32 protein-coding genes are annotated in these 24501 nt (G+C 30.8%); 20 read left to right on the top strand and 12 right to left on the bottom strand.

Features of this window, described 5'->3' with window-relative positions; genetic code table 11:
* Positions 1-33 precede the first annotated feature (33 nt).
* Positions 34-1311 (top strand): D-alanyl-D-alanine carboxypeptidase family protein, encoded by a 1278-nt coding sequence (locus bsdtw1_RS05890; RefSeq protein ID WP_244638109.1) that lies wholly within the window; start codon positions 34-36, stop codon positions 1309-1311.
* Between the two features lie 421 nt (positions 1312-1732).
* Entirely contained in the window at positions 1733-2311 is a 579-nt protein-coding gene (locus bsdtw1_RS05885; RefSeq protein WP_183276674.1) for a flavin reductase family protein, read from the top strand.
* Positions 2312-2335: 24 nt separating this feature from the next.
* Here the strand turns inward: bsdtw1_RS05885 and ppaX are convergent, their stop codons facing one another.
* Positions 2336-2983: a pyrophosphatase PpaX gene (gene ppaX / locus bsdtw1_RS05880; protein WP_183276673.1), complete on the bottom strand. Its 648-nt coding sequence runs from the start codon at positions 2981-2983 to the stop codon at positions 2336-2338.
* Positions 2984-3178: 195 nt separating this feature from the next.
* Here ppaX and bsdtw1_RS05875 point away from each other — a divergent pair, with 195 nt between their 5' ends.
* A complete protein-coding gene (locus tag bsdtw1_RS05875; RefSeq protein ID WP_183276672.1) occupies positions 3179-3388 on the top strand; it encodes a hypothetical protein in 210 nt (69 codons plus the stop codon).
* A gap of 11 nt (positions 3389-3399) precedes the next feature.
* Positions 3400-3744 (top strand): spore coat protein, encoded by a 345-nt coding sequence (locus bsdtw1_RS05870; RefSeq protein ID WP_183276671.1) that lies wholly within the window; start codon positions 3400-3402, stop codon positions 3742-3744.
* Between the two features lie 214 nt (positions 3745-3958).
* On the opposite strand, the gene bsdtw1_RS05865 is transcribed toward bsdtw1_RS05870, so the two are convergent.
* Positions 3959-4156, bottom strand: a complete 198-nt coding sequence (locus bsdtw1_RS05865) for an alpha/beta-type small acid-soluble spore protein (RefSeq protein WP_183276670.1) — start codon at positions 4154-4156, stop codon at positions 3959-3961.
* Positions 4157-4523: 367 nt separating this feature from the next.
* A complete protein-coding gene (locus tag bsdtw1_RS05860) occupies positions 4524-4913 on the bottom strand; it encodes a bacteriohemerythrin (RefSeq protein WP_183276669.1) in 390 nt (129 codons plus the stop codon).
* A gap of 354 nt (positions 4914-5267) precedes the next feature.
* Here bsdtw1_RS05860 and bsdtw1_RS05855 point away from each other — a divergent pair, with 354 nt between their 5' ends.
* Positions 5268-5546, top strand: a complete 279-nt coding sequence (locus tag bsdtw1_RS05855; protein WP_183276668.1) for an ABC transporter substrate-binding protein — start codon at positions 5268-5270, stop codon at positions 5544-5546.
* Between the two features lie 42 nt (positions 5547-5588).
* Here the strand turns inward: bsdtw1_RS05855 and bsdtw1_RS05850 are convergent, their stop codons facing one another.
* Complete coding sequence (locus tag bsdtw1_RS05850; protein ID WP_183276667.1) at positions 5589-5780, bottom strand: hypothetical protein; 192 nt, start codon at positions 5778-5780, stop codon at positions 5589-5591.
* Between the two features lie 234 nt (positions 5781-6014).
* Here bsdtw1_RS05850 and bsdtw1_RS05845 point away from each other — a divergent pair, with 234 nt between their 5' ends.
* The gene (locus bsdtw1_RS05845; protein ID WP_183276666.1) at positions 6015-7616 is read left to right on the top strand and encodes a recombinase family protein; all 1602 of its coding nucleotides are present in this window, start codon (positions 6015-6017) and stop codon (positions 7614-7616) included.
* A 183-nt stretch (positions 7617-7799) separates the two neighbouring features.
* Here bsdtw1_RS05845 and bsdtw1_RS05840 read toward each other — a convergent pair whose 3' ends face one another.
* The 6 genes from bsdtw1_RS05840 to bsdtw1_RS05815 all read right to left on the bottom strand — a co-directional run bounded on the left by bsdtw1_RS05840 (position 7800) and on the right by bsdtw1_RS05815 (position 11622).
* The gene (locus tag bsdtw1_RS05840; RefSeq protein ID WP_183276665.1) at positions 7800-8246 is read right to left on the bottom strand and encodes an HIT family protein; all 447 of its coding nucleotides are present in this window, start codon (positions 8244-8246) and stop codon (positions 7800-7802) included.
* Positions 8247-8470: 224 nt separating this feature from the next.
* On the bottom strand, positions 8471-8947 hold the full coding sequence (locus bsdtw1_RS05835; RefSeq protein ID WP_183276664.1) for a hypothetical protein: 477 nt from the start codon (positions 8945-8947) through the stop codon (positions 8471-8473).
* Between the two features lie 53 nt (positions 8948-9000).
* Positions 9001-9357: a hypothetical protein gene (locus bsdtw1_RS05830; RefSeq protein ID WP_183276663.1), complete on the bottom strand. Its 357-nt coding sequence runs from the start codon at positions 9355-9357 to the stop codon at positions 9001-9003.
* 759 nt (positions 9358-10116) lie between these two features.
* Positions 10117-10782: a hypothetical protein gene (locus bsdtw1_RS05825; protein WP_183276662.1), complete on the bottom strand. Its 666-nt coding sequence runs from the start codon at positions 10780-10782 to the stop codon at positions 10117-10119.
* 42 nt (positions 10783-10824) lie between these two features.
* Positions 10825-11004 carry a hypothetical protein gene (locus bsdtw1_RS05820; protein WP_183276661.1) on the bottom strand — a complete coding sequence of 60 codons (180 nt, stop codon included), beginning with the start codon at positions 11002-11004 and terminating at the stop codon, positions 10825-10827.
* A 114-nt stretch (positions 11005-11118) separates the two neighbouring features.
* The gene (locus bsdtw1_RS05815; RefSeq protein WP_183276660.1) at positions 11119-11622 is read right to left on the bottom strand and encodes a GNAT family N-acetyltransferase; all 504 of its coding nucleotides are present in this window, start codon (positions 11620-11622) and stop codon (positions 11119-11121) included.
* 311 nt (positions 11623-11933) lie between these two features.
* Here bsdtw1_RS05815 and bsdtw1_RS05810 point away from each other — a divergent pair, with 311 nt between their 5' ends.
* The 8 genes from bsdtw1_RS05810 to bsdtw1_RS05775 all read left to right on the top strand — a co-directional run bounded on the left by bsdtw1_RS05810 (position 11934) and on the right by bsdtw1_RS05775 (position 16225).
* Positions 11934-12251 (top strand): DUF5316 family protein, encoded by a 318-nt coding sequence (locus tag bsdtw1_RS05810; protein WP_183276659.1) that lies wholly within the window; start codon positions 11934-11936, stop codon positions 12249-12251.
* A gap of 274 nt (positions 12252-12525) precedes the next feature.
* Entirely contained in the window at positions 12526-13038 is a 513-nt protein-coding gene (locus tag bsdtw1_RS05805; RefSeq protein ID WP_183276658.1) for a hypothetical protein, read from the top strand.
* Positions 13039-13102: 64 nt separating this feature from the next.
* The gene (locus bsdtw1_RS05800; RefSeq protein WP_183276657.1) at positions 13103-13993 is read left to right on the top strand and encodes a carbon-nitrogen hydrolase family protein; all 891 of its coding nucleotides are present in this window, start codon (positions 13103-13105) and stop codon (positions 13991-13993) included.
* Between the two features lie 27 nt (positions 13994-14020).
* Positions 14021-14689, top strand: coding sequence for a CatB-related O-acetyltransferase (locus bsdtw1_RS05795; protein ID WP_183276656.1), 669 nt, complete (start codon positions 14021-14023; stop codon positions 14687-14689).
* A gap of 18 nt (positions 14690-14707) precedes the next feature.
* The gene (locus tag bsdtw1_RS23720; protein WP_183276655.1) at positions 14708-15004 is read left to right on the top strand and encodes a TIGR04104 family putative zinc finger protein; all 297 of its coding nucleotides are present in this window, start codon (positions 14708-14710) and stop codon (positions 15002-15004) included.
* Between the two features lie 40 nt (positions 15005-15044).
* Positions 15045-15338, top strand: a complete 294-nt coding sequence (locus bsdtw1_RS23715; protein WP_183276654.1) for a TIGR04104 family putative zinc finger protein — start codon at positions 15045-15047, stop codon at positions 15336-15338.
* A 56-nt stretch (positions 15339-15394) separates the two neighbouring features.
* On the top strand, positions 15395-15892 hold the full coding sequence (locus bsdtw1_RS05780) for a hypothetical protein (protein ID WP_183276653.1): 498 nt from the start codon (positions 15395-15397) through the stop codon (positions 15890-15892).
* 51 nt (positions 15893-15943) lie between these two features.
* A complete protein-coding gene (locus bsdtw1_RS05775; protein WP_183276652.1) occupies positions 15944-16225 on the top strand; it encodes a hypothetical protein in 282 nt (93 codons plus the stop codon).
* 126 nt (positions 16226-16351) lie between these two features.
* Here bsdtw1_RS05775 and bsdtw1_RS23590 read toward each other — a convergent pair whose 3' ends face one another.
* Positions 16352-17242 carry a collagen-like domain-containing protein gene (locus bsdtw1_RS23590; RefSeq protein ID WP_280514124.1) on the bottom strand — a complete coding sequence of 297 codons (891 nt, stop codon included), beginning with the start codon at positions 17240-17242 and terminating at the stop codon, positions 16352-16354.
* Between the two features lie 364 nt (positions 17243-17606).
* Between bsdtw1_RS23590 and bsdtw1_RS05765 the strand changes: the two genes are divergently transcribed.
* The 6 genes from bsdtw1_RS05765 to bsdtw1_RS05740 all read left to right on the top strand — a co-directional run bounded on the left by bsdtw1_RS05765 (position 17607) and on the right by bsdtw1_RS05740 (position 22284).
* The gene (locus bsdtw1_RS05765; RefSeq protein WP_183276651.1) at positions 17607-18401 is read left to right on the top strand and encodes an ABC transporter substrate-binding protein; all 795 of its coding nucleotides are present in this window, start codon (positions 17607-17609) and stop codon (positions 18399-18401) included.
* Positions 18402-18567: 166 nt separating this feature from the next.
* Complete coding sequence (locus bsdtw1_RS05760; RefSeq protein WP_183276650.1) at positions 18568-19332, top strand: ABC transporter ATP-binding protein; 765 nt, start codon at positions 18568-18570, stop codon at positions 19330-19332.
* Entirely contained in the window at positions 19322-20119 is a 798-nt protein-coding gene (locus bsdtw1_RS05755) for an ABC transporter permease (protein ID WP_183276649.1), read from the top strand. Before bsdtw1_RS05760 ends, bsdtw1_RS05755 begins: the two co-directional genes overlap by 11 nt.
* A 64-nt stretch (positions 20120-20183) precedes the next feature.
* On the top strand, positions 20184-20999 hold the full coding sequence (locus tag bsdtw1_RS05750; protein WP_183276648.1) for a tetratricopeptide repeat protein: 816 nt from the start codon (positions 20184-20186) through the stop codon (positions 20997-20999).
* A gap of 206 nt (positions 21000-21205) precedes the next feature.
* Complete coding sequence (locus tag bsdtw1_RS05745; RefSeq protein ID WP_183276647.1) at positions 21206-21559, top strand: CidA/LrgA family protein; 354 nt, start codon at positions 21206-21208, stop codon at positions 21557-21559.
* A gap of 11 nt (positions 21560-21570) precedes the next feature.
* Positions 21571-22284: an LrgB family protein gene (locus bsdtw1_RS05740; protein ID WP_183276646.1), complete on the top strand. Its 714-nt coding sequence runs from the start codon at positions 21571-21573 to the stop codon at positions 22282-22284.
* Positions 22285-22441: 157 nt separating this feature from the next.
* Here bsdtw1_RS05740 and bsdtw1_RS05735 read toward each other — a convergent pair whose 3' ends face one another.
* Complete coding sequence (locus bsdtw1_RS05735) at positions 22442-24415, bottom strand: DNA topoisomerase (protein ID WP_183276645.1); 1974 nt, start codon at positions 24413-24415, stop codon at positions 22442-22444.
* Positions 24416-24501: the final 86 nt, after the last annotated feature.

Genomic DNA, 24501 nt, shown 5'->3' with positions numbered 1-24501 from the left:
TTGATATACCCCTAAAAACAGGAGAGATGAGATTTGAAACGCAAAGGATTAATTACTTCACTTTTACTAGCATTTTCCATCAGCATGTTTTCACCACTTACTGCAAAAGCTGCGGAAAATACAACTTCAAAACTTCCAACTATTGTAGGTGAATCCGCAATAACCATCGATTATAATACCGGGGAGATAATCTATTATAAGAATGGTGATACAAAAAGATACCCTGCTAGTACAACAAAAATGATGACTGCTTTGCTTTTTAGTGAAAAAGCAAAAAAGTCAGATGAAATACCATATAATGAAGATGCAAAAAAGCAGCCTGAATATTCATTAAACGTGAACTTTAAGCCAATGACTGTAAATGACACAATGACTGCTGAAGATGTTATGAAAGCTCTACTTATGTACTCTGCTAATGATTCAGCTTACATGATAGCAGATTTCTTAGGAAACGGTGACTATCATAAATTTGTAGATATGATGAACGATAAAGCAAAAGAGTTAAATCTAAAAAACACTCACTTTGCTAACCCGAATGGATTACACGATCCAGATCACTATACAACTGCTTATGATTTATCAGTTATAGCACGTGAAGCATACAAACAACCATGGGTTGAAGAAGTTATGACTACAGATAAATCTTCAATTAAAATAAGCAACAGTACTGTTATTAACTTAGAAAACAGAAATAAAGAACTAGGTAAGAATGGTAATGTTGGAGGAAAGACTGGCTATACTTCACAATCTGGTAGATGTCTTGCTACTATATATGAAAGAGATGGCCGTAAAATAGTAGGAGTTGTTCTTAAATCTTATTATGATGCACAGGATCAAACTGTATTTAATGATATGAATAAAATCATGGATTATAGCTTTGCTGCTAAGAAGTCTACACTTCTTAAAGCCGGTAGTGAGATTAAAAAGGTAGATGTAAGCTACAAACCACTTAAGTTTTTTGGTCCTACTAAGACAATTCAAGTACCTCTTGTATTACAAGAAGATGTTACTTATTATGATAATGAAATAAACAAAAAAGAAGTTACTGAAAATGTTAAGCTTTCAAATGTTGATGCTTGGAGCTTAGCTAAAGATAATTCATCAGTTAAACTTACTGTTGCTGAAAGAAACTTTAGTAAAGACTATGCAGTAAAAGCAAATATATCAACTTCTGAATTAGTTAAATCTAGCTTAGGTTTATACTTTGGTATAGCGGCTGCTGTAATAATCGTATTGATTTTATTAGGTCTTGTTATATCTATAGTAAATAGATTAAAAAGAAAACGTAGAAGAAATAAAAATATATTTTAATTAAATTACTACTGTGAAATTTAGATGTCGCTACCTCCGATACTTGATGAGCTTCACAAAGAATTAATATGATTTTCTACAATTGCGTAGCTAAAACTGTATAACTCACTACGTTCGGACAATACAGTTTTTTAACGCTACTTCATCTCCGAAAATCATTTAATTCTAATTGTTTGCTCATATAAGTCTCTCCGGTAACAACATCTAAATTTCAATAATAATACTAAATATGAATTAATTAAGACTATCTAAATGTATCGAGTTACATTTCAGATAGTTTTTTTCTATATAATACTTCAAATATTATTGAAAATATCTAAGAAAAGTGGTATAAGTGTAAAGTAAATTATATAGAAGATAAACCACTATTTATGAAATATTTATTGTAAAAAATATAATATTTAGAATCAGGAGCATTTAGATGAAAAAAGTAAAATTTAAAGGTAGTGCTATATTAAATCCAGTACCAGCAGTACTAATAACTTCAAAAAATAAAGAAGGAAAAGTTAATGTGTTTACAGTAGGTTGGACTGCTACGGTATGCACAAGACCACCAATGCTTTCAATTTCAATTAGACCTGAAAGATTGTCTTACGAATATATAAAGGAATCTATGGAATTTGTAGTGAATTTGCCTTCTTCAAATCTTACCAAAAAAGTTGATTTCTGCGGTGTCAGATCTGGGAGACAAATAGATAAAGTTAAAGAAATGGGATTTACACTTGGTGATGGTGAAAACATAGAAACGCCTCATATAGAAGAATGTCCAGTTAATATTGAATGTAAGGTTAAAGACATCATAGAATTAGGCTCTCACCATATGTTTATTGCTGAGGTTGTTGGTTCATTAGTAAATTCTGATTTATTAGATGATGGAGGCAAAATCCATTTTGAAGATGCTAATCTCATTTCATATTGCCACGGAGAATATTACCCTCTTCCAAGCAAACCAATAGGTAAGTTCGGTTACTCCGTTCAAAAAAAGAAAAGAAAAAAATAGGATAAAATCCTATTTTTTTTATGTTTAAGCAACATTGATATTTTTAACGATATCCACTAATTGCTCAGGTGTCTTAATAAAATAGTCTGGTTGTTGATTAGCTAGTATTTCAATTGGAAGAGCTGTATATTCTACTGCACAGGTTTGACAACCAGCACTTTTTCCACACATAATATCAAAATGAGAATCTCCAACCATAATAGCTTCGCTTGGAAGTACATTTAGTTCGCTACAAGCTTTTAAAGCTGGTTCGCCATGTGGCTTATGATTTTCAGTACATTCTGGAGTTATTATAACATCCATATACTCTAATATTCCTGCTATTTTCATTCCTCTTTCAGCCAATAATTTTCTCTTTGAAGTAACTATTCCTATCTTTATTCCCATATCTTTCAGTTTGTCCAAAAGTACTTTTACACCATCAAAGGCATAGCACATAGTGTCATGACGTTCTTCATTATATGCTCTATAGGCAACTACCAATTCGTCGGTTCTGCTATCTGTATAATCTTTAAAAGAGCTATTTAATGGCATACCAAAGTACTTTGTAATTTCAGTCTCGCTTACCTGAATCTTTAGTATATTTTCAAATACATGTTTAAAAGAACTTATTATTAGCTCATTAGTATCAAGTAAAGTTCCATCTAGATCGAAGAGTACGGCTTTTATCATATTTTATCTATATCCTTTTCTATTTTTTATTAATATTATAAACATGGTTAGTCTATATGTAAAGATTACTATGTTTGTATCAGGCCAATTCACATCTTTATTTAAAACTCTTCCCTTCATTTTACTACAAAAATTTAATGATTATTTGCATACCTAACTGTGTTTAATAAGATAATATCTTTGGAGGTGATTATAATGAATGATGTAACTAAATTTACTCCTCATGAAACCCTAGAGCTTCACGAACTATTAAACACAGGAGTTCTTGGTGTAAAAAAACTAAATGCTACTATTGGTATGGTTCAAGATGAAGAACTAAAACAATTCATGCAGACAACATTAAACACAAAGAAAGCTAGCGTAAATGATATTCAAGCCACTGTAAGTAAAATACAAAACGTGTGAGGTGAAGTAAAATGTCTTGGATAGATTCAGTATTAGGACCAGATGAAAGTGGAACAAATAGTAATAATCAAAATGCAAATCAAGATCAAAGCAACTTATCTGAAAAAGATATAGCTTTAGATATGTTAGCAATGTCTAAAACTGATATAGGAATGCTTGCAAAGGTAATTCCAGAAACAACTAATCCAGAAGTTAGACAGTTATTAACTACACAACTTAATGGTTGTATAGCAAGCCACTTTAAACTATCAGATATGTTAATAACTAAAGGTTGGTATAATGCTTACGGAACACCACAAGAGCAAATTAAGCAAGATATTGATTCTGCAAATCAAGTACTACAACAACAATGCTAAAACTTTCAAATAAATTCTTATAGCATTTAATGATTATTTTCGTATCTACAATAAACAGTATAATTCAAAGTTTAGTATAACAATATAAAGATATACCACTTACATCCCTAAATATATATGCTCACTTGAGTAAATGCTTAAGTGAGCTAAAATTTTGTATTTTTCTTTACAGTAAAAAAAGACCCTGCATAAATGCAGAGCCTTTATATGTTTATTACTTTAGGCCATTTTCATAGCTTTCGATCATTTTCTTAACCATGTATCCGCCTACTGACCCATTTTCTCTTGAAGTTAAGTCTCCATTGTAGCCTTGCTTTAAGTCAACTCCAAGTTCTCTTGCAGTTTCAAATTTGAATTTGCTTAATGCTTCCTTTGCTTCTGGAACTAAAACTCTATTTCTGTTACTTGCCATGACGAATTCCTCCTTTAAAATAAAGTATTTATTCGATATACCATTTTCATAATTAACTCTTTAGCTTATTAGAAAACTTCTAACTACTAACTGTTAATTACTTGTTTGGTTATCGTAATAGTATTTTGCGCCATTTGCGATTTATTATATTAGAGGAGTGGTGGAAAGTAATTATCTTTTTTACTGATTATCCATTTTAAGTATCTTTTATTTTTTATAACCAATGTTATTTTCTAGGCTTATCTTTTTCTTTTATTAGTACATTTATTCTATTCCTATGAAAAAATCGGTGAAGCGACATTAAAAAATAAAAGCCTAATCAAAATATCTTCATCTTGATTGGCTTTTAAACATATTATATATGTAATTATGCAGTTATTAACTTGTCCTTCTGCAATATGTGTTCATCGATCCACTGAACTATAAATTCTAATATCTCTAATAAGTGTTTTTGCTGACTTTCATCAATCTTATTTAGATCTAGTCCATTTACTTTGTTTACAAAATCATCATGTTCAACCTTATGTGATAGGAACTTTTTATATCCTATACTAAGCATATATTCTTCTTCTGATTTAAAATGAAAAATCGTATAATCCTTTAATTCTTCTATAACTTCTACAATTCTATCGTACTTATCAGTTATGAAGCTGTTTTTAGTCAATTCATAAACATCGTTAGCTATCTCAAGAAGTCTTTTATGCTGACTATCAATTAACTCAACACCAACCGTATACTCATCTTTCCAAGTTATCATTACATTCACTCCTTTAAATCCATATTATTACTATTCACATTAATCAATATATCATTGCATTTTTATGAATTCAATAAATAACTTGTAAATTTTCTTTATTTACACTCCTTATTGAATATTGGTCATAAAAGGAGTATTAAATTACCAATTTCATAATTTCACTTCTAAAATAAACCCTTTAGCAAAATATACCATATTAATTAACATTTAACATATCATTTACATATTATAAACTATAAAACTGTTATTTTCACTTACAAAGTTATATAACATATAAGGATGATTGCTCTGGTACAGATATACTAGAGTTTTTTGAGTCCGAGTTCTTAGAAAAAAGTTTTAGGAGGTAAAATGATGAAAATTAAAAAAATTAGAACCTTTTTAGTAACAGCTTTAGTGGCAGCTCTATCCGTAACAGCTATTAGTTGCGGTAAAACCCAATCTACTACACCAACTCCTTCAGGAGAAAAACAACTGGTGAAGGTAAAACTAAATGAAGTAGCTCGTTCTGTATTCTATGCACCAATGTATGCTGCAATAAATCAAGGTTTCTTCAAAGAAGAAGGCCTTGATATAGATTTATCTACAGGTCAAGGAGCAGAATCAACGTGTACAGAAAGGCAAGAAAAATAAAATTATGTTAATTAATCATTTTATTTCTCTTGCCTATTTATCTTATTTATGTGTATCTTCACCGTTTAGCTCTCTCTTAAGTACATTTATTGCAAGCCTTATCTCTTCTTCACTATGTTTAGATCTTAGTGCTTTTATGACAGCCCTTGCTTTAGCTTCTTCAAGCTGTTTTATGCCTTCTTCTGTTGTAGGATAATTTATTTGCACTTTAATATTTGTTCTTAATCGCCCCATATTTATCCCTCCTACTTCATTTTATGAGGCATAAAATTATAGGTTACATTTACATACTTAGCTCATCATTTTTATAGAATATACATATTTACATCCAATTATATTTACGAATTTCTCCTTTATAGCTATTTAATGCTTATTCAAATATTACCTAGGAAATTTTCATTATTTCAGTTAGATATAATTTTCAGAAGACGCTTTATTTACAAGATAGCAATTAGTTGGAGGGACTTTATGATAGCTGCAATATATAGTAGAAAAAGTAGACTCTCCGAAAAAGGTGAATCTATCGAAAACCAAATTGAATTATGCAAACAGTATGGTAATAATCTAGGAATTACTAATTTTCTAATATACGAAGATGAAGGATTCTCTGGTGGAAATATAAACAGACCTGAATTTCAAAGGCTTCTAAGCGATGCAAAGAAAAAGCGTTTTGATTATCTTATTTGCTATAGACTTGATAGAATCTCTCGTAATGTAGCTGATTTTTCTACTACTCTAGAGATGCTTCAGAAAAATAAAATTGAGTTTGTAAGTATCAGAGAACAATTTGATACGTCAAGCCCTATGGGTAGAGCTATGGTATACATCTCTTCAGTATTTGCACAGCTTGAAAGAGAAACTATTGCGGAAAGAATCAAAGACAATATGCTTGAGCTTGCTAAGACTGGAAGATGGCTTGGCGGCACTCCCCCACTTGGTTTTAAATCAGTTCCAGTTGAGTATGTTGGAAAAGAAAACATTAAGAAAATGTATAAACTTGAAGTTGTAGAAGAAGAAATTAATATAGTTAAGACCATATTTTCTTTATATTTAGAGAAGAAAAGTACATCTACAGTTTCAAGATATCTTTGCTCTAATAATGTTAAAGGAAAAAATGGTGGAGATTTCTCAAGAAATACAGTACTTCAAATATTAAATAATCCTGTATACACTTTTGCAGATGAAAATATGTATAACTATTTTAATAACCTAGGAGCTACTCTATGTAATGATTTCACTGGAGAATACGGCCTTATGGTTTATAACAAACGTGAAGGTGGTAAGAAAGATAAATCAGTTGAAGAATGGATTGTATCAGCTGCATTACATCCAGGTATCATTCCCTCTAAACAGTGGATAAAATGTCAGGAAATTTTAAATGACAATGCAAGCAATCCAGCAGTACGTTCCAATACAAGTAAACACTTTTTACTATCTGGATTAGTTAAGTGTGGTAACTGCGGTAGTAGTATGTCTACCTGGAGTAACCTAAATAAGAGAACGAATAAACTTGAAAGATATTATAGGTGTGAACTTAGGAATAGAGCTAGTAATCGATGCTCCACTAAGATGCTAAATGCCTATGCTGCTGAAGAAGCTATAATAACAGCTTTAAAAAATATAGACACCAAAAGTATAGTTAATCTATACTCAAATGATGAAAATTCAGAAACCACTAAACTTGAGCTTCAAAATGAAGCTTCAAGCTTAAAGAAGACTCTATCTGCTAATAACAAAGTTATACAAGGCTTAGTAAGAAAACTTGCATTACTAGAGGATCTGGAAACTCTAAAGCTAATAGAGAACGAAATAAAGACAGTTAAGAATGAAAATATATCTATTGAAAAAAAACTAAGTGAAATAACTTTAAGTCAAATGTCTACTGAAGATATAAACGAAAAGGTAGGAAATATAACCTCCAATATTAAAACTATAAAGCAGTTCTTTGACTATATTGATGATATAGAAATTAAGAGATCTGTTATTAAAGAAGTAATTGAAAGTATCACTTGGGATAACGAAATTCTAACCATCAATCTTGTTGGGGCAAACCAATCATTAAGTATTTAGGCATAGTTTTTTCAAACTATGCTTATTATTTTTATAGTTAATGGTCTATTTTCTTGAATTACGACGTAAAAACACTGCAAAACTCAATTATGAATAATACAGTTTTTTAATTAAGTACTCGTTTTTTATTTACATGACGTTAAATAAGAATATTACTCATCACATAATTACTTCGCTTAATGCTTATTTTAGAAGTAGACGCACAATTTCATTTTTAATCTTTTCTTTCAATTCTTCTCTCTGCTCCTCATTAGGTCTTGTAGATTCATCAAACAACTCCTCATTTGACAATTGATATACCGAACTAACTATAGGAGTATCACCTTTTACTCTTGGATATAGATGCCAATGAATATGAGGACATCCATTTCCAAGTAGTTCATAGTTCATCTTATCAGGCTTAAATATATTAGAAATAGCCTCTGCTACTATAGACATTTCTTCAAGATGTTTTATTTTAAAAGAATGTTCTAAGTTGTGTAATTCAGGACCATGCTCTTTACAATTGAAAACGGTATAGCCCTTAAACCTCTGAAACCATCCTAAAATTACATATCCTGTTTCAAGTTCCATAATAAAATATGGGTCATCTTTAATATTTTTTTGCTTTTCACACATTTTACAACTCATTCTATAACCTCCTACATAAAATATTAATTCTTTTCAGTTCACTCTTATTTAATATCTCGACTTAATCACTTGTAATTATACCAGTTTTAACCAAGTTGTTCCATGTGCTATATAGATACTTAAAGGTTTTATATTATTCTCTACACTTCATTATTCAATTTTCAAAGAACATTATTCGTATTTCAAATTTCGCAAGTTACGTCGTCTTTTTTTCATATTCTAACCTACTTATTATTGTTAAAATATAAATCACCTGCAAGCCTAGAAATCCTCTTACAGTCTTCTTCATCTTCAGGATCATTAGATATTTTTGCTAGACAATTAAAGATACTTGACATATTATTATCTTTAAGAATCTCTTTTCTTGAATAATCGTGTGTCATGCATAAATATAAGTTATATATAGCTTCTCCTAATGCATTTCTATTTTTTACATCTTTATATGAGGTCATATCAATGATATTTATAGCTGTATAGAGATTAGAAGATGTCTGTATGTAGTAATATACCTTAGTATCGTCATTCATTTTGCTATAATCAACTGCAAAACCATTACTAGCTAAAGATAAACTCTCCCTAAACTTATAATCAGCTAACCTAATCTGTACATCATTATTATTCTTCTGTTTTACGTATGCAAAAATCGCAAACGAAATACTTACTAGTATAAATCCTATTAAAATAAGTTTTATCTTTTTCAAGTATCTCCCTCATTTCAGAAAATCTTTCTCGCTAAAAATTTTACGTTTTATTATTACTTCAGTAAAGTTTTGTTAAATTCCGCAACCTTATCTGCTCTAATAAATAATTCCTGATTCATTATACCGGTTACAAGAAACATTTCATGTTCATCGATATCTTTTATTTTTATTACCCATCTTTCAGCAGATTCGGAGTCACTACCTTTTATTTTGCCAATTGTTTTATTTTCTTTATCAAGAAATTCACTTGGTAAACTATTAGAACGAACATATTCAATGCCGTCCTTTTCTATTGTATTTGTATCCCTATTATAAGTATATTTATCAATTCGCATAAAAAATATATAATATGCCATTATTAAAAGTACGATTGGAAAGACAATTGAAATAGACTTTGTCCTTTTTTTCATTTCTATTTCTCCTTTATAAATTATTATGGAAATATGAACTATTAGTTAAGTCGTCTTATAAGAATAATATTTAATAAATTAAACTTATCTTTTTTGATTATTAGGTATGAAACGATAGGACAAGTAGCTAATAAATATAATTACTGCGTTAAAGACTAAATAATTCCACAGGGTCCACCCTGATAGTCCTCTACTAATACCCATCCTATCTACTGTGTAGATTATCAAATTGCCTATAATTAAACTTAGTATATATATGAAAATAAATTTAATAAGTTTATTTTTCTCCATTATACTTCCCCTACCTTTACACCATAAATCACTTGTAATTATACCATTTATAACCAAGTTATTCCATGTACATATAACTATTTGTAGCTTTTAATATTATTCTCTACACTGCATTATCCAGTTTTCAAAGAGCATTGTTCGTATGGCAAATTTCACAAGTTACTTCGATTCGTATCAAACCACCACCCATAATTATTTCTAGTAATTCATAAATTTTGTATATACAATAAAAAAACAGCCAATAATCTTAGTAACACATCCCAATACCTCCTAAGAATTTTGGGATTCACAGGACAAAAGTTAAAAACTTTACTCATGTCCTGTGATTTTTTTATAAGTTAAATAAAAAAATCGTATCACTCTTTAAAGTAATACGATTTTCAATAATAGCTTCTAATCAAAACAATCCATTTTAGACAAATTAGCTTAGTATACCAGTAATTCTAAATAACTAAAAAATCAATTTTATTATATATATTTCTTAAATTCATTTGTTACTTCGATGTAATTGTATCCTGCTAAACGAGCATAATATTTTCCATTCTTAGTTATAGTAAGGTATCCTCTATACGCAATTCCTTTAAATTGTGGTGATTTAAAATACAATAAATAGGATCTTCCATCAAAAGGACCAGCTATTTTTGTTTCATCTCCACTACTTGTAATTACATCAATTATTTTATTAATATCTTCACTATTCTTGATTGTTTTTATTGTATAATATCCATCTTGTTGCAGTATTTCTATTTCATTGACACCATAATCAGATATTTTAGGAAGCTTTACTGAATCTTTCTTACAGACCCAAGTTCCTCTTCCACCCGGTTCGTCCGAATCATTTACTGCTACCCATTCGCTACTATCCAGCCCTTTAATTTCATAAATATCATATATATTCTTATTCCCTTCACCAGCTACATAGCCTATTTTCTTACCTTTATTTATTACATCAAGATTTGCCATGATTGAATAATTCTCTCCATAAGAAATGTCATCTGCCTTTTTTCCTTTTTCATATCTTATTAGGGTTGTGTTAGTATTCAGGTAATAAGTCATGCCCATCCTGATTGATACAATTAAAATTAGAATAAAAAATATTGATAGAGATACCCATTTAATTACTCTACCCTTCATAAACCAATTCCTCCATTAAATTCTGAAAGCTTCATACGTTCATCACTTACTAGTCTTATTTTTAACCTTCTGTACCATAGCTCCACCATAATTATTAGTGGTATTTGTAGTATTCCAGGTATTGTTGCCAAACCCGTTCTTCGCTGGTGAAATTAAAAATCCAAAAACAACTCCCATTGAAAATGCTGTAGCAGCTACAGCAAAAATGTCTCTCTTTCTCATAAATATCTCCCCTCTTAACCAACTAAAAAACTATCTTGTCCCAATATTTTAAATAAGATACACATTAGTATTATTAAATCACCTATCAATATATACCATATCTTTACAAAGTAATTATATCACCTTTTCAAAAGCAACTCTTTTGTTTTTATCTTCTAAATAAATTATTCCACAATACTGAAATCCATTCTTCTTGAGTAATCTTTGCATAGATAAATTCTCTACATGTGTATCTACTTTAATACTATTAACTCCTCTACTAAAGCAAAGCTCCTCCACATTTTTAATTATGATAGAAGAAAGCCCGAGTCCCTTATATTTATTATCCACTGCTATTCTATGTATCACAGCAAAAGCCTCGTTACTTAACCATTGTCCTTCATAAATCTCATCATAGGTTTTCTCTCCATCGAAAGATATAGCCGAAGTACCAACTATAACATTATCCTTTAAAAGTACATAGCTGTGTTCATTTATAATATCGTTTTTTATTACCTCTTCATTTGGATAGCCATTCTGCCATTGATCTATTCCATTTTCATTAAAGTAAGCTTGTGCTTGTCTTATAATATTCATTATGCTGCTTATATCTGCTTCAACTGTTCTACGAAATTCCATTTAAATTCTCCTTCTTCTTCTGCAATTATTTTTATAAGGTACTATAATTACTACAACTTCTATATATTGTACTTAGAATAAATAACATTCATAGATACCCTTCCTTCACAAAAATCTTATATAAAATTATAGCATATGTATTTAAAATTCTGCTTCTAGTAAATATAAAAATATTAATTATTTCTTGTTTTTTTAATCACTTTTATATTATAAGTAACATTTTCATGTACAATCTTCATCATTTTATATATAATGTACTTATATCCAAAGGTAAAATATTACAAATAAGTTACGTTATTGGGGGCGTTAAAATGCGTAAGTCATTAATTGTGAGTCTCTTGTTTATCTGCGTTGGGATTGTTATTGGTTATCTTCAGAAGGATTGGTATCTAATCGTAGATATCTGCGGTATGACTGGCTTGGGCTCTTTAGCAATCGCAGGTTTGTTAAATGGAGCTTTTAGTGGATTTTCTAACGGAACAGCATTCAGCAGTGAAAGATATAAGAACTATCCTATCTTTGACACAAAAGAAAACAATTCTATACGAGATCAAATAACAAATTTCTTATTTATTGTTGGTGTTCCAAATATTATTGTTGCTATTATTGCATATGCGATATTAAAATAGTCTTATTAACAAAATATCAACTATTTAACCATTTTATTGGTGATATTTTTATAATTAAATACAATTATTAAGTTATTATTAATCATCTCATTAGTATTATGATTATTCAGTTATACTTTAATACTATACCAACTTAGTAATCTTACAAACAACTCATAATCAATAAACTTACCATTAAACTATGATTTTCTCGACTTAAAAATAATATCTAACCACTATGCCTTAATTAAATGTATAACAAAAATGACATTATAAATATTGCTAAGGAGAAAAAATGAATAAATTTAAAATTAAATCATTCGTATCAATTATTATTATTGCAATTGCTTTTTTTGCTTATGGTTTTTCTTTGCTCCATCTTGAAACCAGAGAAGGTGATGCAACCATAATAAAAACTGGGAACCACTATTTTAAGCTCGACTTTGTTGGGGAATCAGGCATTAAACATCCAGTCTATGATATTTCTTTATCTGAAAAAGAGACTAAAAAGAATATACAAGTGAATAAAACCAATGAAGAAACTCTTCTTGATTTTCAAAGGAATATTGTACTAATTAAGAGTATGAAAATAACATCTATATTTACTGGTTTTATCTTCATAATAATCACAGCCTTTATGATTGCAGTTATATATGATAAACAATTAAATTTAAGTAAAGTTCAAAGAAACTCACTTTTGGTGTTTGTGCTTTTCTTTTTACTACTATGTACTTGGCTATCTATACACAAGTTAAGTGAAATTAAAAAATTAGAATCTGATTTAGTAGTTTACTATAATTCACTATAGTTGCTACTAATAAATCATATAAGATTTATTTGACAAAAATATTTGCTATATTGGGGGCTAAAACATGACTAAAATATTTAGAATTGCAATTGTACAAGAAACTCGCGATCCTTATAACATGACCTTAAATACAAATAAAGGTCTAAGCGCAGTAAAAAAAGCAAAGGAGCTTGGGGCTGATCTTGTTTTATTTCCTGAATGCTGGATTACTGGATATGAGTTTCCTAAGGTACATAAAAAGCTTACTACTAAAGAAATTATGAAAACTACAGAGTTTAAAGAATGGAATAACTTAGCTATTGATGAAAACAGTGACCACATACAAACATTTTGTAAAGCTGCTAAACTCCTAAATATAGGTATTGTAATTACCGCCTACACTAAAGGGGTAAAAAAGCCTCAAAACTCTGCATTCGTTATAAATAGAAATGGCGAAATAATAATGAAATACAGTAAAGTACATACCTGTGACTTTGCTGATGAACGAATGTTGGAATCGGGTGATGAGTTTAAGGTGTGTGAATTCGAAGGAGTCAAGCTTGGGGTAATGATATGCTACGATAGAGAATATCCTGAAAGTGCAAGAATACTTATGCTTAAAGGGGCAGAATTAATACTAGTTCCAAATGATTGCGAATCCATGAAGCCAAGAATTCAGGCATTATCCACTAGGGCTTATGAAAATATGGTTGGTGTTGCGATGTCAAACCCACCAAGAAAAAATGCAGGCTGCTCCTGTGCTTTTAGTCCAATAACTTGGGATAAAAATGGCATACCTATTGATAATACAATTCTTCTTGCGGATGCAGAAACAGAAGATGTATTTATAGCAGAATTTGATTTAGAAAAAATAAGAGACTACAGAAAGCATGAAATGATGGGCAATACCTTTCGTAAAGTAAAAGCCTATTCTGAATTATTGAATGCTGCTATCAAAGAACCATTTATAAGATAATAAAATTATAATTGAGGGTGAGAATTAATGAATACTTCAGACTTTCAAGTCAATAACCTACCTAATCCAGATAAAATTTATCCAAGAACTTATGATGATACTATCTGTTACCTAAAAAATGTAATTTCTAATCCTAACATTATAGTTGGAGACTTTACTTTTTATCATGATTTCAATGATCCTCGGAATTTTGAAAAACAAAATGTCCTATATCACTATCCAGTAAATAATGACAAATTAATCATAGGTAAGTTTTGCTCTATAGCTTTTGGCACTAAATTCATTATGAATGGTGCAAACCATACTCTAAGCTCATTATCCACCTATACCTTCCCTGTTTTCTCTGAAGAATGGGATAATAGTTTAAATGTAACGGAAGCATGGGACAACAAAGGCGACATTGTAATAGGAAATGATGTTTGGATCGGCTTTGAAGCAGTGATTATGCCTGGAGTCCATATTGGTGACGGAGCTATTATTGGTACAAGAGCATTAGTTACTAAAGATGTACCTCCCTACTCTATTGTTGGAGGTGTGCCCGCAAAAGTTATAAGAAAACGATTTGAGCATTCAATTATAGAGGATCTTCTTAATCTAAAATGGTGGGACTGGAGCTATGAAAAGATTCAAGCTAACATAGCTGCGATACAAAGTGGAGATATTGACTCATTAAAAAAGCCAAAAAATATAAGATAGGTAAGGAGATTTTAGTTAATGTTTATTCAGAAATGTAAAAACTGCTCTAAAGAGTTTAGTTGGAAAAGTGTCCTTAAATCAGTTTGGATTGAAGGCTATAGCAAATCAATAAAATGTGACCACTGTAATACAAAACATTACATTAACATGACTTCTCGTATATTTATCGCAATACTTATTGGTCTCCCTATTATGCCTATGATAAAGCACATACCAACTAATACACTACTGTACGCTTTACTTATTATAATAACGTATATTTTAGTATTAATACTTACAACTCCCTTCATTGCTAGATACCATGTAAAGAAATAACTCCCTTTAAATTATTTTATAAACCAAGGAGATTTTACCTATGCTTATAAAAAAATGTGAAAAATGCGGAAATAAAATTGGCTGGCTAAAAGTATTTATATCAATAATGAGCGGTTTTAGAAATATAAAATGTGATAAATGTAAAACTGAGTATTATATAATAGCACCCTACCGTCTAACAATCGTTCTAGGCGCATGCTTTCCATTATTTCTAAGAAATCAAATACTAAAAGTATTAAGTCCACAATTTTACTCAATTCTAGCTATTTTATGGCTCATTTTTATATTATTACTTTCTCCTTTTTTGTTAAGAACTTATGTAAAAAACCATTAATATTATAATATTTTATTTACTATAAATATCACAATCAAATATCAGCGGAGGCTTATATGAATATTAAAAGAAAAAAGATACTTATAACTTTAACCGCTATAATTTCTATAGTGATTATTTCATCATTTCTAATCGTAAAATCAATGGTAAGCAGGTTTAACAAATTATTAGATCCGGTAACATTAATTAATATCAACTGGAGTGCTAGTCTACCTAATACAAAGGAAGCAACTGTACTGTCAGACAAAACTGGTGGATTTCATGGTGATGGAGTAAAGCTTACTAAATTAAATTATACCAAGGATCATTTAGATGAGATAAATAAGAATTTTAACTTTTCGTCTTTTGATAGTTTAGCGCTTGATAAATTTAAACCTCTAGCTAAGTCAATAGATGACAAGAAAGCCATAAATGAAATAACGGATTTGATTGTAAATGATAATACAACACTAAGATATAAATTAATAGAGGAAGGTGCTTCATATCTACTTATTTTAATGAGCACTAAATCTTCAGATACATTAACCTTGTATTGTTTAGAAGATAGAATATAACTCTATTTAAAGCTTTATAGCATTAGAGATACAAATTAAAGGAGGATGAATATGAATCATACACTTACCTCACTAATTTCAATTACCACTTTTACATGCATATTATACTTCATTTGCTCAAAACTAAAATTCGACTCTTGGCTTGATAAAAGTAATGCACGAAGAATCACAGCTATCTTTTTATCCTCTATAGTGTTCGTGGGTGTCCTTGGAGGAGCAAGTGAATCTCATATTACTGGTATTTACTATTCAATTTTAGAAGGTATTTCATACTCGCAATTTTCTATAGTAATATCTTTTATAACCTCTAAAAAATCTAGGGTAAAGAGTTAAAATCGATGCTTGGGCTTATTTTGATTAAAAGAATATACTATAAATAAAGGCATAAACCCACGAAACTACAGGATTTATGCCTTCAGTTTTAATAATCTCTTTCATTGAAAAAATTATTTGTCCTCATTAAAATACACTAAAAATCGAGCATAGAGGAATAGCTCCATAACTATTTCCTTTAACAGTATTTTTAAATTTAACCCAAAGTATACCATTGCATATTCCATATACGGTTGTAGTTTGATAAGCACTAGCTGTATTATCTACAACATGAATATTTAACTGTACATTAGCTGGTAATGGTCCTGTAATACTTCTTATTGCTGTATCAAGATCCACATTGCAGCAACATCCTGGAGTAGTACAATCATATGGGGATGGAGGTGTTGTTACTGGCGCTATTGGGAATGTGATAAATACTACGTTACACAACGATACGTATACTGTATCACCACTATTAGTATCAATAATATTTACTACCTCACCATTTGCCTGAAATCCAGCAATTGTCCCTGTCTGAGTTGTATTAAATGAAACTAATGATATATCTTGTGCTGGATTTGCAGCAAGAATTGTGTCTAATGCATATTTCACAGCGTTTTTGCAACAGCAATCTCCAGCTGGTCCAGTTGCTCCTGAAGGCCCGGTTGCTCCTGAAGGCCCGGTTGCTCCTGAAGGCCCGGTTGCTCCTGAAGGTCCTGTTGGTCCTGTTGGTCCTGTTGCTCCTGAAGGTCCTCCAGCTGGCCCTGTTGGTCCTTGTGGTCCTGTTGCTCCCGTTGGTCCCATAAATCCTCTTGGCCCTCTTGGTCCAGTAGGCCCAGTAGGCCCTCCAGCTGGTCCTGTTGCACCTGTTGGTCCGGCTGGTCCCCTACATCCTTGTGGTCCTCTTCTGCCTGGAACTCCTGGGCATCCTTTCGGCCCTGGAGGACCTTGTGGACCTGTAGGACCAGTAGGACATTCACAATGATGTTTTTTCTCGTAACAATCGTTGTAATGATAACCTTCTCTAGTATTCATCCTTCTATTTTTCTCCCCTTTTCATCTTACATATTTGACCAAGTCAGGATATTATATGATTTACAAACATTTTCAGTTCTACTTTTTCTAGTAAAATGAAGTAAAAATTTATCATTTTTTGTCGCAAACAATTACTTATTAATATTCAATATCACTTATTTATGTAACAGGCTTGGTAGGTCCAACTCTTAGGTTGAATTTGATGGTTGGGCTTGCTCTAATATGTAGTGCTATAATTTAAGATCTAGCAAAATATGCACCAAAAATTTACATTGCATACTAGCATTAACTCACAAACGGCAGAAGCCCTTGAAATCACTGGGTTTCTGCTGTTTGTATTTCTGCACAGGTTGCAGACAAGACTATGCAGCAAGTATTATCTAAAAGCGTTGATATAGGTTTCAGTGGACCTGAACAAGTTGTATACATCTATAATCAAAAGAGAGAGGACTACCCAATTGTATTTGCTCAATTGACTCAAAAAGATGGTTCCTTCTTAGTTGGAAGAACTGAAGACAAAAACTTCACTTGGGAATCTGTGAAGGGTAAAACTATTATAGGCGGTCGTCCTGGTGGTGTTCCTGAAATGGCTTTAGAGTATGTTTTAAGAAATCATGGTCTTCAACCTGGTAAAGATGTTAATGTTGTAACTAATATTGCTTACACTGCAACTGGTGGTGCTTTCAAAGGTGGAACCGGCGATTATGTTGCTCTTTTCGAGCCTACAGGTTCTATGCTTGAAAAAGAAAAAGCTGGTAGTATAGTTGCCTCTGTTGGAGCATCAGCTGGAACATTACCTTATACTTGCTTCTACGCAACTAAATCATATATAGAAAAGAATCCGGATATAATAGAAAAATTTACCCGTGCAATAGTAAAAGGTCAGCAATGGGTACAAAAGAATAGCGACGCTGATGTTGCAAAATCAATCATATCCTTCTTCCCTGGAACAGATCAAGATATACTAACTAACGTTGTTAAAAATTACAGATCTATTGATGCTTTTGCAAAAGTTCCTACAATGAAAGAAGAAGACTATACTAGACTTTTAGATATAATTCAGTCTTATCAAGCTAGTTTAGTTCCTTCAAGACCTGCATTCGATAAGATAATTGACAACTCCTTTGGAGAAAAAGCATTAAAAGATTTATCTAAATAGTATTTAATTTTTATTGTCACGGATATTTTATGCTTCGAGATGTATATTACTTCACTTTTATATCTTTTATATAACTTCTGATCTTCACGAGAAGTGTTAAAAAGATATAAAACCATGAAGAATACATCAGTATATCCGTGACAAATTTTTAATAGGTGGTGAAAATATGGCACTTCTTGAGATAAAAAATATCTATATGAATTTTCATACTCCTGAATCAGTTATAGAAGCACTAAATAATATAAATATCGATATAGAAAAAGGTGACTTTGTAAGTGTTATTGGTCCTTCTGGCTGCGGTAAATCAACTCTTCTTAATATAATTTCTGGTTTACTAAAGCCCTCTTCTGGAGAAATATTGTTCAATGGTACTAGCTCTGATTCAAATCAAGACATGGTTGGGTATATGTTTCAAAAAGATAACTTATTCGAATGGCTTACACTTTGGGATAATGTTACTCTTGGTTTAAAGATAAAAAAGTTGCTTACTAAAGAAAATATTGAAAAAGTTGATTTATTGTTATCCCAGTATGGTCTATCTAAATTCAAAAAAAGCTATCCAAGTCAACTTTCTGGCGGCATGAGACAAAGAGCTGCGCTGATTAGAACGCTTGCCTTAGAACCAGAAATTTTACTACTGGATGAACCATTTTCTGCATTAGATTACCAAACAAGATTAAAGGTATGCGATGAAATTTTTCAAATAATAAAGAAAGAAAATAAAACTGCAATAATGGTTACTCACGATATTTCAGAAGCAATATCTACCTCTTCAAAAATAGTCATACTATCAAAAAGACCTTCTGTGGTAAAGAGAGAACTATTTCTTGACTTTAACGAGAATCTTACTCCTCTTCAAAGGCGTGATGAGCCGCAATTTAGAGAGTATTTCAATATTACATGGAAGGAGTTAGATCTAAATGATGAATAAAGAACAAGAGCATGAATTATACCTTAAAAAAATAAGATTAGCTAAAATAAAGCTTGCATTTGTTCGAGCATTAGTTTTAGTAGTCTTCTTAGCTCTATGGGAGATTGCAGGGGATTTAAAATGGATCGATCCATTCCTAACTTCGACCCCATCTAGAGTTGTAAAATCAATAATGCAATTTTACGGTGAAGGTACTCTTATAAAGCATATATTTGTTACATGCTACGAAACTATTTTAGGTTTTGTTTTAGGCACAGTTCTTGGTACCATTATAGCTATTGCGTTATGGTGGAGTGATTTTGCTTCAAAGGTAATGGAACCTTATCTTGTAGTTCTTAATGCATTGCCTAAGGTAGCCCTTGCCCCTATAATAATATTCTGGGTAGGAAATGGAATTACAGCTATCATAGTAATAGCACTCCTTATTTCAATAGTTGTAACAATAATGAGTGTTTTTTCCGGCTTCCAGGAAGTGGATGAAGAAAAGATAAAGTTAATGAAAACTTTTGGTGCAAATAAAATCCAAATGTTAACTCATTTAATAATGCCTGCATCTATTCCAACAATGATATCTGCTTTAAAAATAAATGTAGGTCTTTCTTGGGTAGGTGTTATCATGGGAGAATTCTTGGTTGCTAAGGATGGTTTGGGATTCCTAATAGTATACGGTGGTCAAATCTCTCAATTAGATATGGTCATGATGAGTATAATAATACTTTCAGTCATTGCTTATATCATGTATAAAATTGTTTCAATAATAGAAAATATTGTTAGAGTTAAGTATTGATTGTTTATATTCCCCCATAAAAATAGTATAATTATCATATTACTATTTTTATGGGGGAATTATCATGGGTGAAAAAGTCAGCAAAAATTTTCCTAAGGATTTAATCTTAATAGTTTTAATATTAGGAATTATGTTTTTTGTAAATCCTGCAATTGGAAGTATTTTGTTTTGGATCTATATCATATACAAAGGCATCACAAACCGCGATATGTTAGCTGCTTTTATGGCAAATAGAGCTTACCGTAATTACCAATATGCAAATGCTATAGATTGGTATAAGAAAGCAGCATTATCAAAGGTATCAAAAGCAAAAATAATTGCTAACTATGTCTTTTTAGAACTGAAACATGGGGATGTAAGTGAAGCAGACAGGATCTTTGTAAAAATAATCTCCGAGAGACAATTTAAAGAAAAAGATTTACAGAATATTAAGATGGCAGAAGCGTTAATTTATTGGAAAAAGAATGATGTTGATTCTGCTATAAAAACTCTTCAGGATCTATCAAAAGTACATAAAGCCTCTACGATTTTTGAGACTCTTGGGTACTTTCTAATCAATAAAGGTGATTTGAACAAGGCATTAGAATTTAATGAAGCGGCATTAATTACATATAGTAACAGTTCAATTGTAAAAGCAAATTTAGGTGAAATATATTATAAACTTGGCAACTTTGAAAAAGCTAAAGAATTGTTTACTCCTTTAATAGATGATTACGTTAATTTCTCAGAGCCTTATTACTATTCCGGTTTAATTCTCGCTGAAGAAGGAAATATAGAAGCAGCCACTGAATTATTAAATAAAGCTTTTTCACTTGAAGAATCCTTCTTAAGTAACTTAAACAAAGAAACAATCAAACAAAAACTTGAAGAAATTTCTTAAGTTTATTAAAAGACAAGCTTTCTTGTCTTTTTTTCATTATTAACTTGATTTTCAAAGTATTCAAGAGTAAGTATCCAAATTGTATCTATAGTTATCTTTAACGGCAAATGAAATTGTTTACTATCTACTATTAAGTCACATTCCGCGGTTTACCTTCCTCAAAAAAAATGCTAAATTATAATAGTGTGTTTAAGGAGGTGTAATCTTTGAAATTATTTAGAGAACTACTTATAATTCTAGTAATATTTTTTATAGGGGAATTTATTTCTAAAACCTTTAATCTTCCGATCCCTGGCAATATAATTGGAATGCTCTTATTATTAGTTTTACTATTAACAAAAGTCATTAAACTTTCATACATAGAAACCATATCTAACTTTTTTCTAGATCACTTGTCTTTTTTCTTCATTCCAGCTGGAGTAGGTTTACTCACTTCAATGGATGTTCTAAAAAGCTCTTGGGGAAGAATATTGATTGTTTGTATACTAAGTACAATAATTATGATAGCTGTTACTGGTTTCGTAATCCAGCTTGTGACAAAAATTATGAAAACTAATTAAGGAGTGCAATCATGAATATATTTACTAGCAATGCTCTATTTGGTATAGTTTTATCTCTTATAGCTTTTGAAATAGGTTTACTTTTATACAAACGAACAAAATTCCCTTTATTTAACCCACTTTTAATTGCTATTGCTTTAGTAATTGGATTTTTACTACTTTTTAAGATTGATTTTAAAACTTATAATCAAGGTGGACAATTTATAAATATGTTTTTAGGACCAGCTACAGTAATTTTAGCTGTACCTCTTTATAAACAAATCAAGCTTCTTAAAGCTTATGGTCTTCCTATATTCATAGGTATATTTGTAGGAAGTACTGTTGGAATAATAAGCATAATTTTATTATCTTATGCTTTCAAACTAGATCCAGTGATAATAAAATCCTTAGCTCCTAAGGCTGTCACAACACCTATCGGCATGGAAATAAGCAATGAACTTCATGGAATTGTACCTATCACAGTAGTCGCTATTGTTATTACAGGTATAATTGGTGCTATGATAGGCCCATTGATATGTAAGATATTTGGAATAAAGCACAAGGTTGCAGTTGGTGTTTCCTTAGGTACTGCCTCTCATGCAGTTGGAACCTCTAAGGCACTAGAAATCGGAGAAACCGAAGGCGCCATGAGCTCACTTTCCATTGGACTTGCAGGACTCATGACAGTTTTCCTAGCACCATTTATCTATAATATTCTTAGCGGCATATTGCATTTTCATAAGTAGTTAATTATATAAAACTTTGGCTATTTTTAAGAGTATTGTTGAAATTAACATCGCCAAAACTTTAAATTCCTTTACTTAAAAATATAAATCCTATGATATCTTCAATGCTTCTATTTAAAATAGAATTACTTTGAATTTATCATAGGATTTATTTACTTTATTTAGTTTCTGTTAAACCATATGTATTTTTAACATCCATCAGTTTTTTATATATTAGATTTATATTGCTTTGTTTCTTTACTCTAAATATATTATTCTTTGTATAATCTTCTAACTTACCCATAAAATTAGATGGTTCAATCTCTTTTTCATATACCATTTTCAATCCTTTTTCCCAACTTGCAGTAAGTGTTGGATTAAGCAACGATGGTATAGATGAGCTTATAACTTCATATATCATCTCACCTTTTATTGTCGGTGTAAGTATTTGAGTCTTAGAATTTACCATAAGATAATTAATATTTATGAGTTTCTTTATTATCTCTGCTCTAGTGGCTGAAGTCCCAATACCAGAACCTTTTATCTGCTCTCTTAATTCATCATCTTCTATTAACTTACCAGCGTTTTCCATGGCTATTATCATAGAACCAGAAGTATATCTCTTTGGCGGGCTTGTTTCTCCTTCTTTTATAGAAAACTGGCCAATTTTAAGCTTGCTGCCCTTCCTTAATTCATTAATCCAAACAAAGGAACTTTCTTCTTCTTCCTTGTTATCACTTTTCAATATTTCTAAGTATCCTTTTTCTATGCAAACCTTAATACTCTTAAAAAACTTTTCCCCTAATATATCCGCGGTAATAGAAACTTTAGAATATTTTGCCGGAGGAAAAAATATGCTTAAAAATCTGATAACTACTAGTTCATATATCTCACGCTCAAGCTTTCCTAGAGTTCTAATAGCTCCTTCACCTTCACCTGTAGGGATAATTGCGTAGTGATCTGTTATCTTTGAATCATCGACATATTTACTTTTTGCTATATCTTTAGTCCAATTGTTCTTCATTATCTTAGTAGCATTTTCTGCAATACCAGGATTATAAGCAAACTTAGTAAGCTTATTTATTGTCTTTGATATTTCTTTAGCTACTGCTGATGATATAACTCTTGCGTCTGTTCTAGGATATGTAAGCATCTTCTTTTCATATAACTTTTGAACTACTCCTAGAGTTTCATCTGGACTTATCTTAAATTTTTTCGTACATTCATTTTGTAGTTCTGCTAAGTTAAATAAAAGTGGTGCATATTTCGTCTCTTTAGTCTTCTTAACTTCATCAATCAAAGCTAAATCTGCTGGCTTTAGCATTTCTACAAGTTCTTCTGCAGTATTTCTAGCTTTGAATCCGCTATCATTATACAAAAGTGGCGATTCATAATATTTGGAACCCTCTACTGCTTTCCACTCTGCATCAAAACTTTTTTCTTCTTTCGCAAGATCTACACTTACTTTATAAAAACTGGTTTTAGTAAAATTTCTTATTTCTCTTTCACGATTTACTACTATACCTAAAACACAACTCATTACTCTTCCTACTGCAATTACTACTCTTTCTTCCGATAAAACCTCTGAAATCTTTCTACCATACATTAAAGTAAGTAATCTTGAAAAATTTATTCCTAAGAGAAAATCTTCCTTAGCTCTAAGATATGCAGAAGCCGCTAGAGAATCATATTCTTCAAGGGGTTTCGCCTCTTTAATTCCTCTTCTTATCTCTTCCTCAGTTTGTGAATCTATCCATACTCTTTTTTTTATTTTTCTAGGTGCACCAGCCATTTGGTCAACCAATCTATATATGTATTCCCCTTCTCTTCCAGAGTCCGTACATACATAAACTACATCAACATCATCTCTATTTAGAAGTGAAGATACAGTATCAAATTGCTTCTTTACATTAGGTATAACGTCATACTTATATTCCTTTGGCAAAAATGGTAGTTCCCCTAGATTCCATCTTTTAAATCTAATATCATATGCTTCTGGATAACACATTGTAACCATATGTCCAACACACCAAGTAAAGATAGACTCCTGGCCTTCTACATATCCGTCACCTTTTCTTCCATTAACTTTGAGTAATTTTATAAATTCCATTGCTACAGATGGTTTTTCTGTAACGAATAAAGCTTTTCCCATAATCAAAATCCTTTCTAAGAAAACAACCTATGTTTTTTTAGGAAGTTTAATGTTCTACTAAGTATTTTATATAAACATTAAAAATT

Origin of the sequence: Clostridium fungisolvens, from assembly GCF_014193895.1 — a bacterium.
GTDB classification, from domain to species: Bacteria; Bacillota; Clostridia; order Clostridiales; family Clostridiaceae; genus Clostridium_AR; species Clostridium_AR fungisolvens.
The sequence above is the reverse complement of the archived record's forward strand: the minus strand, read 5'-3'. Positions and strand labels throughout refer to the sequence as shown.

What these genes read in the sequence shown, in the direction of transcription:
- bsdtw1_RS05865 (WP_183276670.1), bottom strand. Translation starts at nt 4,156, where the DNA reads ATGGCAAGTAACAGAAATAGAGTTTTAGTTCCAGAAGCAAAGGAAGCA.
- bsdtw1_RS05775 (WP_183276652.1), top strand. Translation starts at nt 15,944, where the DNA reads ATGAATCATACACTTACCTCACTAATTTCAATTACCACTTTTACATGC.
- bsdtw1_RS05845 (WP_183276666.1), top strand. Translation starts at nt 6,015, where the DNA reads ATGATAGCTGCAATATATAGTAGAAAAAGTAGACTCTCCGAAAAAGGT.
- bsdtw1_RS05740 (WP_183276646.1), top strand. Translation starts at nt 21,571, where the DNA reads ATGAATATATTTACTAGCAATGCTCTATTTGGTATAGTTTTATCTCTT.
- bsdtw1_RS05820 (WP_183276661.1), bottom strand. Translation starts at nt 11,004, where the DNA reads ATGAGAAAGAGAGACATTTTTGCTGTAGCTGCTACAGCATTTTCAATG.
- bsdtw1_RS05815 (WP_183276660.1), bottom strand. Translation starts at nt 11,622, where the DNA reads ATGGAATTTCGTAGAACAGTTGAAGCAGATATAAGCAGCATAATGAAT.
- bsdtw1_RS05750 (WP_183276648.1), top strand. Translation starts at nt 20,184, where the DNA reads ATGGGTGAAAAAGTCAGCAAAAATTTTCCTAAGGATTTAATCTTAATA.
- bsdtw1_RS05855 (WP_183276668.1), top strand. Translation starts at nt 5,268, where the DNA reads ATGAAAATTAAAAAAATTAGAACCTTTTTAGTAACAGCTTTAGTGGCA.
- bsdtw1_RS05840 (WP_183276665.1), bottom strand. Translation starts at nt 8,246, where the DNA reads ATGAGTTGTAAAATGTGTGAAAAGCAAAAAAATATTAAAGATGACCCA.
- bsdtw1_RS05780 (WP_183276653.1), top strand. Translation starts at nt 15,395, where the DNA reads ATGAATATTAAAAGAAAAAAGATACTTATAACTTTAACCGCTATAATT.
- bsdtw1_RS05875 (WP_183276672.1), top strand. Translation starts at nt 3,179, where the DNA reads ATGAATGATGTAACTAAATTTACTCCTCATGAAACCCTAGAGCTTCAC.
- bsdtw1_RS05830 (WP_183276663.1), bottom strand. Translation starts at nt 9,357, where the DNA reads ATGAAAAAAAGGACAAAGTCTATTTCAATTGTCTTTCCAATCGTACTT.
- bsdtw1_RS23720 (WP_183276655.1), top strand. Translation starts at nt 14,708, where the DNA reads ATGTTTATTCAGAAATGTAAAAACTGCTCTAAAGAGTTTAGTTGGAAA.
- bsdtw1_RS05800 (WP_183276657.1), top strand. Translation starts at nt 13,103, where the DNA reads ATGACTAAAATATTTAGAATTGCAATTGTACAAGAAACTCGCGATCCT.
- bsdtw1_RS05810 (WP_183276659.1), top strand. Translation starts at nt 11,934, where the DNA reads ATGCGTAAGTCATTAATTGTGAGTCTCTTGTTTATCTGCGTTGGGATT.
- bsdtw1_RS05805 (WP_183276658.1), top strand. Translation starts at nt 12,526, where the DNA reads ATGAATAAATTTAAAATTAAATCATTCGTATCAATTATTATTATTGCA.
- bsdtw1_RS23590 (WP_280514124.1), bottom strand. Translation starts at nt 17,242, where the DNA reads ATGAATACTAGAGAAGGTTATCATTACAACGATTGTTACGAGAAAAAA.
- bsdtw1_RS05755 (WP_183276649.1), top strand. Translation starts at nt 19,322, where the DNA reads ATGATGAATAAAGAACAAGAGCATGAATTATACCTTAAAAAAATAAGA.
- bsdtw1_RS05765 (WP_183276651.1), top strand. Translation starts at nt 17,607, where the DNA reads ATGCAGCAAGTATTATCTAAAAGCGTTGATATAGGTTTCAGTGGACCT.
- ppaX (WP_183276673.1), bottom strand. Translation starts at nt 2,983, where the DNA reads ATGATAAAAGCCGTACTCTTCGATCTAGATGGAACTTTACTTGATACT.
- bsdtw1_RS05795 (WP_183276656.1), top strand. Translation starts at nt 14,021, where the DNA reads ATGAATACTTCAGACTTTCAAGTCAATAACCTACCTAATCCAGATAAA.
- bsdtw1_RS05860 (WP_183276669.1), bottom strand. Translation starts at nt 4,913, where the DNA reads ATGATAACTTGGAAAGATGAGTATACGGTTGGTGTTGAGTTAATTGAT.
- bsdtw1_RS05850 (WP_183276667.1), bottom strand. Translation starts at nt 5,780, where the DNA reads ATGGGGCGATTAAGAACAAATATTAAAGTGCAAATAAATTATCCTACA.
- bsdtw1_RS05825 (WP_183276662.1), bottom strand. Translation starts at nt 10,782, where the DNA reads ATGAAGGGTAGAGTAATTAAATGGGTATCTCTATCAATATTTTTTATT.
- bsdtw1_RS05885 (WP_183276674.1), top strand. Translation starts at nt 1,733, where the DNA reads ATGAAAAAAGTAAAATTTAAAGGTAGTGCTATATTAAATCCAGTACCA.
- bsdtw1_RS23715 (WP_183276654.1), top strand. Translation starts at nt 15,045, where the DNA reads ATGCTTATAAAAAAATGTGAAAAATGCGGAAATAAAATTGGCTGGCTA.
- bsdtw1_RS05735 (WP_183276645.1), bottom strand. Translation starts at nt 24,415, where the DNA reads ATGGGAAAAGCTTTATTCGTTACAGAAAAACCATCTGTAGCAATGGAA.
- bsdtw1_RS05870 (WP_183276671.1), top strand. Translation starts at nt 3,400, where the DNA reads ATGTCTTGGATAGATTCAGTATTAGGACCAGATGAAAGTGGAACAAAT.
- bsdtw1_RS05760 (WP_183276650.1), top strand. Translation starts at nt 18,568, where the DNA reads ATGGCACTTCTTGAGATAAAAAATATCTATATGAATTTTCATACTCCT.